Source organism: Sphaerisporangium sp. NPDC051017 (assembly GCF_040683095.1).
Taxonomy (GTDB): Bacteria; Actinomycetota; Actinomycetes; order Streptosporangiales; family Streptosporangiaceae; genus Sphaerisporangium.
Genome location: NZ_JBFBCI010000015.1, coordinates 119,783 through 134,037 on the forward strand (window position 1 = coordinate 119,783; position 14,255 = coordinate 134,037).

At 70.6% G+C, this 14,255-nt stretch carries 9 protein-coding genes and 1 pseudogene; 9 read left to right on the forward strand and 1 reads right to left on the reverse strand.

Features of this window, described 5'->3' with window-relative positions; genetic code table 11:
- Positions 1-316: 316 nt before the first annotated feature.
- The 8 genes from AB0M95_RS15610 (at position 317) to AB0M95_RS15645 (ending at position 10,828) form a co-directional block, all read left to right on the forward strand.
- Positions 317-1,246, forward strand: a complete 930-nt coding sequence (locus tag AB0M95_RS15610) for a glycosyltransferase family 2 protein (protein ID WP_358524631.1) — start codon at positions 317-319, stop codon at positions 1,244-1,246.
- Positions 1,247-1,272: 26 nt separating this feature from the next.
- Complete coding sequence (locus tag AB0M95_RS15615) at positions 1,273-2,376, forward strand: glycosyltransferase family 4 protein (RefSeq protein WP_363764244.1); 1,104 nt, start codon at positions 1,273-1,275, stop codon at positions 2,374-2,376.
- 49 nt (positions 2,377-2,425) lie between these two features.
- On the forward strand, positions 2,426-3,280 hold the full coding sequence (locus tag AB0M95_RS15620) for a class I SAM-dependent methyltransferase (protein WP_363764247.1): 855 nt from the start codon (positions 2,426-2,428) through the stop codon (positions 3,278-3,280).
- Positions 3,281-3,293: 13 nt separating this feature from the next.
- Positions 3,294-4,217 (forward strand): lysylphosphatidylglycerol synthase domain-containing protein, encoded by a 924-nt coding sequence (locus AB0M95_RS15625; RefSeq protein WP_363764250.1) that lies wholly within the window; start codon positions 3,294-3,296, stop codon positions 4,215-4,217.
- Between the two features lie 454 nt (positions 4,218-4,671).
- A complete protein-coding gene (locus AB0M95_RS15630) occupies positions 4,672-5,799 on the forward strand; it encodes a glycosyltransferase family 1 protein (RefSeq protein WP_363764253.1) in 1,128 nt (375 codons plus the stop codon).
- Between the two features lie 15 nt (positions 5,800-5,814).
- Positions 5,815-6,918: an NDP-sugar synthase gene (locus tag AB0M95_RS15635; protein ID WP_363764256.1), complete on the forward strand. Its 1,104-nt coding sequence runs from the start codon at positions 5,815-5,817 to the stop codon at positions 6,916-6,918.
- 64 nt (positions 6,919-6,982) lie between these two features.
- Entirely contained in the window at positions 6,983-7,906 is a 924-nt protein-coding gene (locus AB0M95_RS15640; protein WP_363764259.1) for a DNA-3-methyladenine glycosylase 2 family protein, read from the forward strand.
- Positions 7,907-8,206: 300 nt separating this feature from the next.
- Complete coding sequence (locus AB0M95_RS15645) at positions 8,207-10,828, forward strand: bifunctional FO biosynthesis protein CofGH (protein ID WP_363764262.1); 2,622 nt, start codon at positions 8,207-8,209, stop codon at positions 10,826-10,828.
- Positions 10,829-11,802: 974 nt separating this feature from the next.
- Here AB0M95_RS15645 and AB0M95_RS15650 read toward each other — a convergent pair.
- Positions 11,803-12,000 (reverse strand): annotated as a pseudogene (locus AB0M95_RS15650) (DUF6444 domain-containing protein); the annotation flags it as partial.
- A 479-nt stretch (positions 12,001-12,479) separates the two neighbouring features.
- Here AB0M95_RS15650 and AB0M95_RS15655 point away from each other — a divergent pair.
- Positions 12,480-14,189 carry a DNRLRE domain-containing protein gene (locus tag AB0M95_RS15655; protein ID WP_363764265.1) on the forward strand — a complete coding sequence of 570 codons (1,710 nt, stop codon included), beginning with the start codon at positions 12,480-12,482 and terminating at the stop codon, positions 14,187-14,189.
- The last annotated feature ends 66 nt before the right edge of the window (positions 14,190-14,255 follow it).

Here is a 14,255-nt window from a genome sequence, read left to right on the forward strand (position 1 = left end):
GGGTGTTTCAGGGCAGATGGACCGCTGGGTGGCAATTGTCGCGGATCGCGCGGGGCCGGCGGCGGGAAATGATCGACGTCTCCGGTCCGGCGTGAAAGGGCGAAAATACAGCAAATCGCGAAAAGTCCCCGCAATGGCGTGGCCGGAACCCGGGCAGCGCCCGGCAAGCACATGGTCAGGCCGGTCAGGACGTTCCTCGCCGCCGCGACCGGCGAGATCGGGACGGCCGGAGTGGCGCCGCCGCGGACGGAAAAGACTCTGCAGATGGGGAAGATGTGGATTTCAACCTCGGCCGGGCACTGTATCCTCGCCCGACGTGAGTGTGACCGAGACGCCTGAGACTGGACCCGCCGTGGACGCCAAGCCCTATGTGACGATCGTCCTGCCCTGTTACAACGAGCAGGACCACGTCATCGCGGAGGTCGAACGCATCTGCGGGGCCATGGACGTGAGCGGCTACACCTACGAGCTGGTCGCCGTCGACGACCACTCCACCGACGGAACCCTGGCCCGGCTCCAGGAGGCCGCGCCCCTCTTCCCGCACATGCGCATCGTGGCGTTCCACCGCAACGGCGGCTCGGGCACCGTCCGGCGCATCGGCACGCAGGACGCGCGCGGCGAGATCGTCGTGTGGACCGACGCCGACATGACCTACCCCAACGAGCGCATCCCCGAGCTGGTGCAGATCCTGGAGAAGGACCCGGCGATCGACCAGGTCGTCGGCGCGCGCACCAGCGAGCAGGGGTCGCACAAGATCCTCCGGGTGCCCGCGAAGTGGTTCATCCGCAAGGTGGCCGAGCGCCTGGCGGGCCAGGAGATCCCCGACCTGAACTCCGGCCTGCGCGCCTTCAGGAGGTCGGTCTCGCTGCCCTACCTGCGGCTGCTGCCGCCCGGGTTCTCCTGCGTCACGACGATCACGCTGGCCTTCCTGTCCAACCAGCACGACGTGCACTACATGCCGATCGAGTACAGCAAGCGGGCGGGGAAGTCCAAGTTCAGCTTCATCTCCGACGCCTACCGCTACATCCTCCAGGTGCTGCGGATGGTGATGTACTTCAACCCCCTCAAGGTGCTCATGCCGCCCGCGATCTGGCTGGTGGTGATCGGGCTGGTGAAGGGCGTCGTGGACATGTTCCGGCACCCGTTCTACTTCCCGGCGAGCACGGTCATGGTGTTCCTCTCCGGGTTGATCATCGGCTCGCTGGCGCTGCTGGCCGACCTGATCGTCCGTTCCCGGGGCGAGTAGGCCGCGGCGACGGGGGGGCGGATGTCATGCGGATCGCGATCGTCGGGCCCACCTACCCGTACAAGGGCGGCGGCGCGCAACACACCACCGAGCTGGCGCACCGGCTCGCCGCGGGCGGCCACGACGTCGTGATCGAGTCCTGGCGCGCGCAGTACCCCTCGTTCCTGTACCCCGGGCAGCAGACGATCTCCGCGCCGGAGGGCGAGCCGTTCCCGCACGTCCGGCGCGACCTCGACTGGCGGCGGCCCGACGGCTGGCTGCGGTGCGGACGCCGCCTGCGTGACGCCGGGCTGGTCGTGCTGACGCTGCTCAGCCCCGTGCAGGTGCCCGCCTACCTCGGCATCCTGTACGGCCTGCGCCGCGCGGTCCCGGTCCTGGCGCTCTGCCACAACGTGCTGCCCCACGAGCGCAAGCCGTACGACGCGCCGCTGGTCAGGGCGCTGCTGCGCCGGTCCGACCGCGTGCTGGCGCACTCGCCCGAGCAGGCGGCGATCGCCCGCGAGCTGGGCCCCGCGCCGGTGTCCGTCGCCGCCCTGCCGCCGCACCTCCCGGCCACGGCGGGGGCGCGCGCGGGGGAGGGCGTGCGCCGCAGGCTGCTCTTCTTCGGCATGGTCCGTCCGTACAAGGGGCTCGACCTGCTGCTGCGCGCCCTGGCCCGGGTGCCGGGCGTGTCGCTGACCGTGGCCGGGGAGTTCTGGGGCGGCCTGGACGAGACGCGCGCGCTGGTCGCGGAGCTCGGGCTCGGCGACCGCGTGGAGCTGCGGCCGGGGTACGTCGCCGCCGAGGACGTTCCGGCGTTGTTCGCCGCGGCGGACGCCCTCGTCCTGCCCTACCGCTCCGCGACGGCCAGCCAGAACGTCTGGCTCGCCCACGAGCACGGCCTGCCGGCGATCGTCACCCGTGTGGGCGCCCTCGCCGACCACGTCACCGACGGCGTGGACGGCCTGGTCGTGGAGCCGGGCTCCGCGGACGCCCTCACCGAGGCGATCACCCGCTTCTACGCGGACGGCGAACCCGAACGCCTCCGCGGCAATGTCAAGTCCGTCGACCCCGAGCCGTACTGGGCGACGTACACGAAGGCTCTGATCTCCGGCGCGCCCTCGCACGCGCGAACGGAGACGGCGCCATAGGCCGCGAACGGAGAGAGCGCCACGGGCACTGTCTACTACGCTTGTCCGGGTGGGTAGGGAACGAGTCGCGCAGCTCGAGTACTCCGAGTTCCAGGCCGCGATGCTGGACGAGGCGAAGCGGCGGCGCAAGGCCGCGAAGATCATCGCCGTGCTGGCGCACTTCCTGGGGCGCGAGGCCAAGGACGACGGCGGCGCGGTCCTGGACGGGCTGACGGTCGCCGACATCGGCTGCTCGGCCGGGTTCATCGCCGACGAGCTGGCCTCGGCCGGCGCGAGGCGGGCGTTCGGGGTGGACATCGACGTCCCGGGCCTGCGCAAGGCGGCCGAGCGGTTCGGCGAGCGCGTCGATTTCGTCTGCGCCGACGGCACCGCGCTGCCCTTCCGCGACGGGTCGATGGACGTCCTGGTGTTCAACCACATCTACGAGCACGTGGTGAACCCGGACGCCGTGGTGAAGGAGATGCGCCGGGTGCTCGCCGACGACGGCGTGCTCTACCTCGGCCTCGGCAACCGGCTCGGGGTGATGGAGCCGCACTACAAGCTGCCGTTCCTGTCCTACCTGCCGCCGTCGCTGGCCGACCGGTACGTCCGCGCGTCCGGCCGGGCCGACCACTACTACGAGCGTTTCCGCACCCGGGGCGGCCTGCGGCGCATGCTGGCCGGCTTCCATGTCTGGGACTACTCCCTGCCCGTGCTCGCCTCGCCGCGGCGGTTCGCGGGCGCCGAACTGTTCCCCGGGGCCGTGGGCCGCGCCGCCCAGGCCACGCTGGCCCGTACGCCCCGCGCCGCGCTGCGCGGGCTGCTGCCCGTCGTCCCGACCTACCTGTGGGTGGCGTCCAAGACGCCCCGCCGGCCGCTCGGCTCCGCGCTCCCGCAGCCGCCCCAGCGGGTCGCCACCCGATGAGCGGCGCGCGCCGATGACGGGGAAGAAGCTTCTCAGGCTCGCGTTCCTGCTGGTCGCGCTGGGGTTCGGCGCGTGGGCGATCGCCGGGCAGTGGTCGCGGGTCGCGGACGCGTTCTCCGGCCTGTCGTGGCCGCTGCTGGGGTGCTCGCTCGTGGCGGTGCTGGCGGCGCTGGTGTCCGGCATGCTGATGTGGCGGGCGCTCCTCGCGGACCTCGGGTCCCCGCTGCGGTTCACGGACGCGGCGAAGGTGTTCTTCGTCGGGCAGCTCGGCAAGTACATCCCGGGGTCGCTGTGGCCGGTGCTGGCGCAGATGGAGATGGGCAAGGACCTCGGCGTTCCGCGCCCCCGCAGCGCCGCCGCCTTTTTTCTGACATATCCGATCTACCTGGCGACCGGCCTCCTGGTGGCCCTGCTGACCCTCCCCGCGTTCGCGGGCGCGTCGGTGTCCCAGTACGCCTGGCTGCTCCTGCTGCTCCCCGTCCTGGTCGCCGGGCTCCATCCCAAGGTGGTCAACACCGCCCTCGCCTTCGGCCTCAAGCTGCTCAAACGCCCGCCGCTGGAACGCCCGCCGACCCGGCGGGGCCTGCTGACCTCGGCCGGATGGGCGTTCGCGGGCTGGGCCGCGTACGGCGCCCACCTCGCGCTGATCGTCGCGGGCCTCGGCGCCACCGGGGGGCGCGCGCTCGCGCTGTCCGCGGGCGCGTTCGCCCTCGCCTGGTGCCTCGGGTTCATCGTGGTGATCGCCCCGGCGGGCGCGGGCGTTCGCGAGGTGGCGATGGTGGCCGCCCTGGCGCCCGTCCTGGACGGCGGGACGGCCATCGCGGCCGCCCTGTGCTCCCGTCTGGTCGTCTCGGCCGGTGACCTGGTCTGCGCCGCCACGGCGGGCGCCGCGGCCCGCCGCGCCGAACCCGTCCCGGCGGCCACCCGAGGGGACTGACCGCCCTCACGGGCCGGGCCCGGCGGCGGGGAGAAAGCCGAGCGCGACGCCGCCCGACGGGAATCGCGCCAAGGCGAGCTCGATGTAACGAAATAGGTGTTAAGTATTTGCTAAGTCTGCTCCATCGCGAGGATTCTTCGTGAAGATCCAGGCATGCCCTTCTACGGTGCGTTCCCGTTGGGCTGTTCCGAAAACAGGGGGATCCGCCTGCGCGGACGCGCGGTGCGCCGGGCCGGCCGCGGGGATGGCCTGCCGAGCCTGTGGAGCGAGGTCGTCGTGGCCGGTGGACGGGCGTTAACCGTCCCCACGGTTAACGGGTGATACATGGTTGGGAGATGAAAGGGGTTCGGGGTCGTACCGGGGGTTGCGAGTGGGGAAATGAGCGGTGATATCGCTCACGAAACGGGGGAGCCTCGCAATAGAGTGAACCGGTGACCGGAAAGGAGCGCGGCTCGTGACGCCCCGTGTGCTCGTCGACGCCACCGCGGTCCCCGCCGACCGCGGGGGTCTGGTCCGCTATGTGGACGGTCTCGTCGGCGCCCTCGACCGCGCGGGCGCCGATCTCGCGGTCGTCTGCCAGCGCGCAGACGCCGACCGCTACGGCAAGATCGCGCCCGGCGCGCGCATCCTCTCGGGGCCTCCGGCGATCGCGAGCCGCAGCGCGCGGCTCGTCTGGGAGCAGACAGGCATCCCGGTGCTCGCGCGCAAGGTCGCGGCCCAGGTCATCCACGCGCCGTACTACTCGATCCCGCTGCACTCGGGCCTGCCCACCGTGGCGACCGTGCACGACGTGACCTGGTTCACCGAGCCCGAGCTCCAAGGCGACCTGAAGGCGTCGTTCTTCCGGGCCGCCACGCGCACGGCGGTGCGCGACTGCGCACGCGTGGTGGTGCCGTCCAAGGCCACCCGCGACGAGCTCGTGCGGCTGCTGGCGGCCGACTCCACGCGCGTCGACGTCGCCTACCACGGGGTGGACTGCGGCCTGTTCCACGAGCCGTCCGAGCAGGAGGTCGCGCGGGCCGTGGGCCGGCTCGGGCTGCACGGACGCCCGTACGTCGCGTTCCTCGGCGCCTTCGAGCCCCGTAAGAACGTTCCGAACCTGGTGCGCGGCTTCGGCCAGGCGGTGCGCGACCTTCCCTCGCCGCCCACGCTGGTGCTGGCCAGCGGCGCCGGGTGGAGCGACGAGGTCGACGCCGCGATCAGCGAGCTGCCCGTGACGGTGCGTGTCGTCCGTCCCGGCTACCTGTCGTTCGCCGACCTGCCGGGTTTCCTCGGCGGCGCGGTCGTGGTGGCCTTCCCGTCGCGCGGCGAGGGGTTCGGCCTGCCGGTCCTGGAGGCGATGGCCTGCGGCGCCCCCGTGCTGACCACCCACCGCACCTCGCTGCCCGAGGTCGGCGGCGAGGCCGTCGCCTACACCGAGCCGGACGCCGAGAGCATCAGGGACGCCCTCAGGGTGCTCCTGGAGTCGAAGGAGCGCCGCGACGCCTTGGCCGCGGCCGGAATCGCCCGATCGAGGGAGTTCACGTGGGAGGCTTCGGCCGAAGCTCATTTGGCCACGTATGAACGAGCGGCCGATCAGTGAGCTAGCCTCACGGTTGTGACGGAGAGCTACTCGCCGGAAGCGGCGGACCTGGAGGCGATCCTCCTCGTGGGCGGGCAGGGCACCCGTCTGCGCCCGCTGACGCTGAACACCCCCAAACCGTTGCTGCCGACGGCCGGAGTCCCGTTCCTGGCGCATCAGCTCGCCCGGGCCAGGTCGTTCGGCGTGCGGCGCATCGTCTTCGCCACGTCGTACCGCGCGTCGATGTTCGCCGAGGCGTTCGGAGACGGGTCGGCGTTCGGGCTGGCGCTGGAGTACATGACCGAGGAGACGCCGCTCGGCACGGGCGGCGCGATCCGCAACGCGGCCGAGGCGCTCACCTGCGGGCCGGACGCGCCGGTGCTGGTGCTCAACGGCGACATCCTGTCGGGGCACGACATCACCGAGCAGGTCGGGCTGCACGTCTCGCGCGGCGCGGCGCTGACGCTCCATCTCACCGAGGTGGACGACCCCACGCGTTTCGGCTGCGTGCCGACCGACGGGCAGGGGCGGGTGACCGCGTTTCTGGAGAAGACCCCGAACCCGGTGACCAACCGCGTCAACGCCGGGTGCTACGTCTTCACGAGGTCGGCGATCGACGCGATCCCGGCGGGCCAGGTGGTGTCGGTCGAGCGCGAGATCTTCCCCGGCATGATCGCCGCGGGCGAGCTGGTGCTCGGGTACGCCGACCGGTCGTACTGGCTGGACGTGGGCACCCCCGCGGCGTTCGTGCAGGGCTCCTGCGACCTGGTGCTGGGCCGCATGCCCTCAGGCGCGCTGCCGGGGCCGTGCGGCGAGTTCCTGGCGCTGCCGGAGGCCCGGGTCTCGCCGAGGGCCAAGATCTCCGCCGGCACGGTCGTCGGGCCGCGCGCGGTCGTCGAGGCCGACGCCCAGGTGCGGGGCAGCGTGCTGGACGCCGACTGCGTGATCGAGTCCGGCGCCACGGTGGCCGACTCCGTGGTCGGCGCGGGCGCGCGGGTCGCGTCGGGGGCCGTGCTGCGCGACGCGGTGATCGGCGACCGGGCGGTGATCGGCGCGGGCAACGAACTGCTGGCCGGTGCCCGCGTCTGGCCGGGCGTCACGCTGCCGCCCTGGGCCGTGCGGTTCTCCAGCGACGCCTGACGCCTGACCGTGCCGTGCCCGCCCGGTACGCGCGGGCGGGTCCGGCGGCAATACCCTTGACGTCGTGCGAGAGCGCAGGTGGCGGCCCGGCGCGCCCCTCGATGTGCGGCTGACGATGGCGCCGCATCGCCGCGGGCCCGGCGACCCGGCGTGGCAGGCCGCGCCGGACGGTGCGATCTGGCGCACGTCCCGCACCCCCGAGGGGCCGGGCACGCTGCGGGTCTTCGTGGACGCGCGGGCCGCCGAGGTCGTGGGGCGGGCGTGGGGGCCGGGCGGGCTCTGGATGCTGGAGACGCTGCCCCGGCTGCTCGGCGCCGACGACCCGGTGGCCGACTTCCGCGCGCTGATGGAGCGGCTGGAGTTCGGCGGCCACGCGCTGATCAGGGAGCTGGCCTCCCGGTACTCCGGCCTGCGCCTGAGCATCACCTCGCGGGTGTTCGAGGCGCTGGTGCCCGCCGTGCTGGAGCAGAAGGTCGTCGGCCGGGAGGCGTGGCGGGCGTGGCGGTGGCTGCTGCGCGCGTACGGCGAGCCCGCTCCGGGGCCGGCGCCGTCCGGGATGCGCGTGTTCCCGGAGCCGGAGGTCTGGCGGAGGATCCCGTCGTGGGACTGGCATCGCGCGGGGGCGGAGGCGGTGCGGGCGCGGACGATCGTCAACGCGGCTTCGCACGCGGGAAAGCTGGAGGCGGCGGCGCCCGCGGAGGTGGACCGCCTGCTACGGGCGTTGCCGGGCGTCGGGGTATGGACGTCGGCCGAGACGCGGCAGCGGGCCCACGGCGACCCCGACGCGGTCTCGGTCGGTGACTACCACCTGCCCTCGCTGGTCGGGTGGTCGCTCACCGGCCGGAAGACCGACGACGCCGGGATGCTGGAACTGCTGGCCCCGTACCGCGGGCAGCGCCACAGGGTCACCCGCCTGCTCGAACTCGGCGGGCGGAGACCACCGGCACGCGGGCCGAGGATGTCCGCACGGGACTATCGCTCGTTCTGAGCTCGCGTAACCGGTGGGCGTCAGGGTCGTCGCCGGAGGCGGGCTTCCAGTCGCGCCCGTCGCGGCTGTCGGCGCCGAAGAACGGGGCGAGGACGGCGGCGGCGACGATGAAGGCCAGGATCAACCAGGACATCGGGGGCTCCTTGCACGGGCTTCGTGGGGACCCTTCAAGTGTGTTCGCATGCATGTATTTACGTCCATCGAGACTTCCTGACCGATACTCTTAAGCGATACTTAACCAGAGGGTGTTCTGCGGACCCGGTCACGGGAATGGGAAGCGCCGTTCCGTAATGTGCCTTCATGGACGTGAACCCCACAGACGCCGCGATCCGGCGGGCGCTGGCCAGGGCCAGAGACGGCAAGGCGCTCGACGTGACGGAGGCCACGGTTCTGTTGCACGCCCGGGGCGCCGACCTGGAGCGGCTCCTCGAATACGCCGGTCGCGTCAGGGACGCCGGGCTGGCCGCGGCCGGACGACAGGGCGTCGTCACCTACAGCCGCAAGGTCTTCATCCCCCTCACCAGGCTCTGCCGCGACCGCTGCGGCTACTGCACGTTCGCCACCGCCCCCGGCAAGCTCCCCGCCGCCTTCCTCGGCCCGGACGAAGTGCTGCAGATCGCCCGCCAGGGCGCCGCGCTCGGGTGCAAGGAGGCGCTGTTCACGCTCGGCGACCGCCCCGAGGACCGCTGGCACCAGGCCAAGGAGTGGCTGGACGCCCACGGGTACGACGACACGCTCTCCTACGTCCGCGCCATGGCGATCCGCGTGCTGGAGGAGACCGGACTGCTCCCGCACCTCAACCCCGGCGTCATGACCTGGCGTGACCTCCAGCGGCTCAAGCCGGTCGCCCCGTCCATGGGCATGATGCTGGAGACCACCTCCCGGCGGCTGTTCGAGGAGAAGGGCCAGGCCCACTACGGCTCGCCCGACAAGGACCCGGCCGTGCGGCTACGTGTCCTGGAGGACGCCGGCCGCTCCAACGTGCCGTTCACGACCGGCATCCTCATCGGCATCGGCGAGACCGTCACCGACCGCGCCGAGTCGATCTTCGCGATCCGCAGGGTCGCCCGCGAGTACGGGGCCGTCCAGGAGGTCATCGTCCAGAACTTCCGCGCCAAACCCGACACGGCGATGCGCGGCATGCCCGACGCCGACCTCCAGGAGCTCGCCGCCACGATCGCGGTGACCCGGCTCGTACTCGGCGCCAAGGCACGCGTCCAGGCCCCGCCGAACCTCATCGGCGACGAGTACGCGCTGATGATCCGGGCCGGCATCGACGACTGGGGCGGGGTCTCGCCGCTCACGCCCGACCACGTCAACCCCGAACGGCCCTGGCCCCAGATCGACGAGCTCGCCGCGCGCACCGCCGCCGCCGGGTTCACGCTCAAAGAACGCCTGACCATCTACCCCGAGTACGTCCGCGCGGGCGAGCCCTGGCTGGACCCGCGCCTGCGCGCGCACGTCGACGCCCTCGCCGACCCGGAGACCGGCCTCGCCCGCGACGTCCTCCCGGTGGGGCGGCCGTGGCAGGAACCCGACGGCGGGTTCGCCTCCTCGGGCCGCACGGACCTGCACGTCGAGGTCGACTCCACCGGCCGCTCGGCCGACCGGCGCGACGACTTCGACAACGTGTACGGCGACTGGGACGCCCTGCGCGACCGCATGCCCGCCGCCCCGGCCACGGCGATCGGCCCTGGGATCGGCGCTGGGACCGGCACTGGGACCGGCACTGGGACCGGCGCTCGGATCGGTGCGGACATGCGTGAGGCCTTGCGCCGCGCCGCCTCCGACCCGGCCGGGCTCACCGACGACCAGGCGCTCACGCTGCTGTCCGCCGACGGCGCCGACCTGGAGGAACTCTGCCGGGTCGCCGACGACCTGCGCAGGGAGGCCGTGGGCGATGACGTCACCTACGTCGTGAACCGCAACATCAACTTCACCAACGTCTGCTACACCGGCTGCCGTTTCTGCGCCTTCGCGCAGCGGCGCACCGACGCCGACGCCTTCACCCTCTCGCTGGAGCAGGTCGCCGACCGCGCCGCCGAGGCGTGGGCCGCAGGGGCGACCGAGGTGTGCATGCAGGGCGGCATCCACCCCGACCTCCCCGGCACCGCGTACTTCGACATCGCGCGCGCGGTGAAGGAACGCTGCCCGGACATGCACGTCCACGCCTTCTCGCCCATGGAGGTCGTCAACGGCGCGAGCCGGACGAACATGTCCATCGAGGACTGGCTGCTGGCCGCCAAGGAAGCCGGGGTCGACTCGCTGCCGGGCACGGCGGCGGAGATCCTCGACGACGACGTGCGGTGGGTGCTCACCAAGGGCAAGCTGCCCACCCGCGAGTGGATCGAGGTGATCACCACCGCGCACCGCGCCGGCATCCCGACCACCTCGACGATGATGTACGGCCACGTGGACACGCCCGCGCACTGGGTGGCGCACATCCGGCTGATCCGCCGCATCCAGGAGGAGACCGGCGGCTTCTCGGAGTTCGTGCTGCTGCCGTTCGTCCACCACAGCGCCCCGATCTACCTGGCGGGCGTCGCGCGCCCCGGCCCCACCGCCCGCGAGAACCGCGCAGTCCACGCCCTGGCCCGCATCATGCTGCACGGCGCGATCTCCAACATCCAGTGCTCCTGGGTCAAGCTCCAGGACGAGTTGTGCCGCGCCGTGCTGTCCGGCGGCGTCAACGACCTCGGCGGCACGCTGATGGAGGAGACGATCAGCCGCATGGCGGGCTCGGAGAACGGCTCCTACAAGACGATCAGCCAGATAGCCGCGATGGTCGAACCGACCGGCCGCCCCCTGCGGCAGCGCACGACGGGGTACGGCACACCGTCCGCCGAACGAGTAGCGGCGGCCACGGCCAGCGACGGCGTCTGCGGCAGCGTCCGCAGAACGGTCCCCCTGGTAACCCGATGAGCGTTGCGACGTAAGGCATCGTCTGGGCGTTAATGGCGTAAGGCATGGTCCGGGCAGAAGCTGCGCTCCGCGCAAAGGCTGCCCGGACTGTGTTTATCGAGGGCGAGCTCCCGAACCCCCAGCGAGGGTCCCCGGCCCCTCCCGCTCCCCGGACGCGCGCGCCCGTCCCGCGAGAGTCAGCCGGGATAGCGTGATGCCTCCAGCGTCTACGCATGGCAATCCACCGAGCGATCTGATATCGTTGGGGGAGGTGTCTCGGCCTAACCTCAGCTCCTTCCTCCGTTGGGATTTCATAGAGCTGTACAGCTCGTGTCCGTGGCCGCCGCCTACGAACGCCGCGCGCTCAGCATCGGCTCGCACTGGCCCTTCGACCAGTGGGGCCGCTTCCTGCCCAACACACCACGCCGTCAGCCTGCTGGACCGGCTCCTGCACCACAGCGTCGTCGTAGTCACCGAGGGTGAGTCCTTCCGCATGAAACAGGCACGAACCCGGACAGGCGGACGCCTCACCAAGAAGTAGTCAACTACGAAGACGTGGGGACCTCGACTTGGCCACCAGCGGCGACACGCACTCGGCGGTTGACAGCTCGGACACAGAGGGCGGGGGGCATCCCGCCGATCCGCTCCCGCCGCGGGCCACGCCGCCGCAGGCCCGGCAAGCTCCACGACGACAAGGGCTATGGCTGCCCCCACTAAGTTCTGCCGGGCAGGTAGGCGGTCATGGCGCTGACCCGCGGCCCATAGACCGCCGGAGCCGTGGCGAACGTCGGCGCCTGAGCCCGCGTGACCGTCCCACATCCCGCGCAGGCCAAGGCATGCAGTTCAAGCGTGGTGACCTCGACGCCTATCTGGGAATGTCGAAGACCTGCCGGGTCACCGGCGGGCCCGCCGGAAAGGCATTGGCCAAGCGCCACCACACCCGCCACACGCGGCCGGGACATGAGACACACGCCGTACCGGCTCCGCGACCTGCATCAGCGCACTTCCCGACGCGTCCGGCTGCTTCCCGGCCGGTGACCGCTCATGCCCTGCATCGACCGCGGTGGCGGCTTGGCCAGGCCATCGGCCGACGAAGGCTGGGAAGAGTTGCGCGAGTTTCGCCCCAACTGCCGCCGCGGTTCGGCATTCTCCTGCGCAAGCGCAGCGTTCTCCACGCGCAGCTCGCGGCGATTTCCGACTTGAGCCGGCTGTTCTCCGCCTCCAGCGCGTCCAGTCGCGCGGTCAACGCTCCAACCAAGGCCACGAGCTCGCCGTACGACGACCGCTTACCCTCGGTCGATGTCACCCAAAGATCATCCCATGCACGAGATCATGCATATACCATCACGCAAGCCGTACGCGAAGAAGGGGCGTGAATAGTCAGGCCCCCTCAACGCGGGCGGTCACGTTGAGTGCACGGCCGCAGACTCTAAATATTGTTGACTCTATGTCAATCTTGTGTGAAGATCACCCGGCATGTTCAGCTAAATCGAGAAAGGTCGGAGTGAACACACACCGACCAATGCCCGGCATGTTAGGACGCATCTACCGCCGTACCTCTCTGGTAGCCGCATTCGGGCTAGCCGCCACCGTGATGGCAACCCTTGCTATCGCCGATCCCACCCCTAAATCCACTACTCTCGAAACGAAGGCGACTACCATCCCGGACCCGGTGGAGACCGCCAAGCAGGAGGCGAAACGGCAGAACAAGCCGATTGAAATCGAGAGCCTCCGCACCGAGAACTCCACTACCGTCGCCAACCCCGGCGGTGAAACCCTGGGTACCTACGTCTACAGCCAGCCCGTCCGCGTCAAACGAGACGGTGCCTGGAAAGGGATCGACACGACGCTGGTCGCGGAGAACGGGGCCGTCAAGCCCCGGGTGGCCAAGCTGGACATCAGCCTGTCCGACGGCGGTGACATCACCTTGCTGACCGCCAAGGGGGAAGCTCTGGGCGCCGAGAAGGGGAGGGCCGGAGAGGTGAAGATCTCGGCGCCGGGCGAACTGCCCACCCCGAAGCTGTCGGGCAACAAGGCGGTGTATGAATCCGCCTACGGCCGCGGCGTCGACCTGGTGGTCACCGTGACCCCGACCGGCTTCCACCAGGAGATCGTGATCCGGGAACGGCCCACCAAACAGCTGAAGCTGCCGATCTCCGTCGATCTCCCCACGGGGATGGACTACGGAAAGACCTCCACGGGCAAGGCGGCTGTGCTGGCGGGTGACAAGCCGGTGACCGTTCTGGCCTCGGTGCGGATGCTGGACGCCACGGCGGCGGAAGTTCCCGGCTCTGGTCGTCTTGGTGTGGCTACCACCTCTGTTGAGGAGAAGTCCAATGGGCCGACTGTGGTGCTGTCTCCGGATGCGGGATTCCTCGCCGACCCGCAGGTCGCTTACCCGGTGACGCTGGCGGCAGCGGGCTCGGACTGGTTCGGCGCCGGCTATCCCGACGACACGTTCATCAACAACAAGACGTGGAACACCGGCGGCCCCCATCAGGGCATGTTCAAGCTGCTGGTCGGCAACGGCGGCAACGCCATCTCCAACGGCCCCACCAACGACCCGAGCACAATCTGGCGCAGCTACCTGCGCTTCGACCTGACTGGCGCTCCGTTCATGGGCCGGCCAATCCTCAACGCCGATCTGCGGCCATGGAACTACCGCTCCCACGCGTGCGGGGATGACCAGGGCGACATTGTCGTGCGCCGTATCACCAGCAACTGGTCGGTCAACTCGCTGAGCTGGAGCAACCAGCCCACGGTGACAACCAGCGGCCAGGGGATCAAGGGCAGCGCCGTCGGCGATCACTGCTCCGGCAGCCTGGGCGCTCAAGATGTGTACTACTCAATCGAAGGCATCGTCCGGGACTGGGCCAACGGCCAGCCCAACTACGGCCTGCGGATGGGCGCTCTCTACGAGGGCGGGGTCATCAACTGGCGCGAGTTCCGCTCGGCCAACTACACCGACTTCGATGGCCACCCCCCGTACCTCTTCGTTAAGTACGAAGAGCCGGAGGTGATCGTCTACTCGTACGAGGGGCCGAAGCGGCTGGTCCCACCAACGTACGAGGAAGCCTTAGCCATGCGGGTCGACACGCCGGGTGAGATTCCCGACCTGCCCGCCATGAGTCAGAAGGACGAGCTGGCTCTCACCGCACGTCCAAACCATCTGGTCGAGATCACACCGGAGGAGTTGGAACCATTCGATGGGGAGGCTGGCGAGGAGTCGTGGGACGGCGATACCGTTGAAGAGGGCGACCCGGCCGATACCATTCCGCCAACCGTGGTGAGCACCACGCCCGCCACGGACGCTACGGGCGTATCAGCGGACACGTCGATCAAGGCGACCTTCAGCCTGATGAATTCACCGGCACGCCGGTGAACGTCACCTAGCGTCACAAACGACAAAAGGTGCCGCTCTGACCTGGCATGATCTGGATTGACTAGA

Bases quoted from the DNA above. Each gene is read 5' to 3' on its own strand.
- AB0M95_RS15615 (WP_363764244.1), top strand. From the start codon at position 1,273: ATGCGGATCGCGATCGTCGGGCCCACCTACCCGTACAAGGGCGGCGGC.
- AB0M95_RS15625 (WP_363764250.1), top strand. From the start codon at position 3,294: ATGACGGGGAAGAAGCTTCTCAGGCTCGCGTTCCTGCTGGTCGCGCTG.
- AB0M95_RS15645 (WP_363764262.1), top strand. From the start codon at position 8,207: ATGGACGTGAACCCCACAGACGCCGCGATCCGGCGGGCGCTGGCCAGG.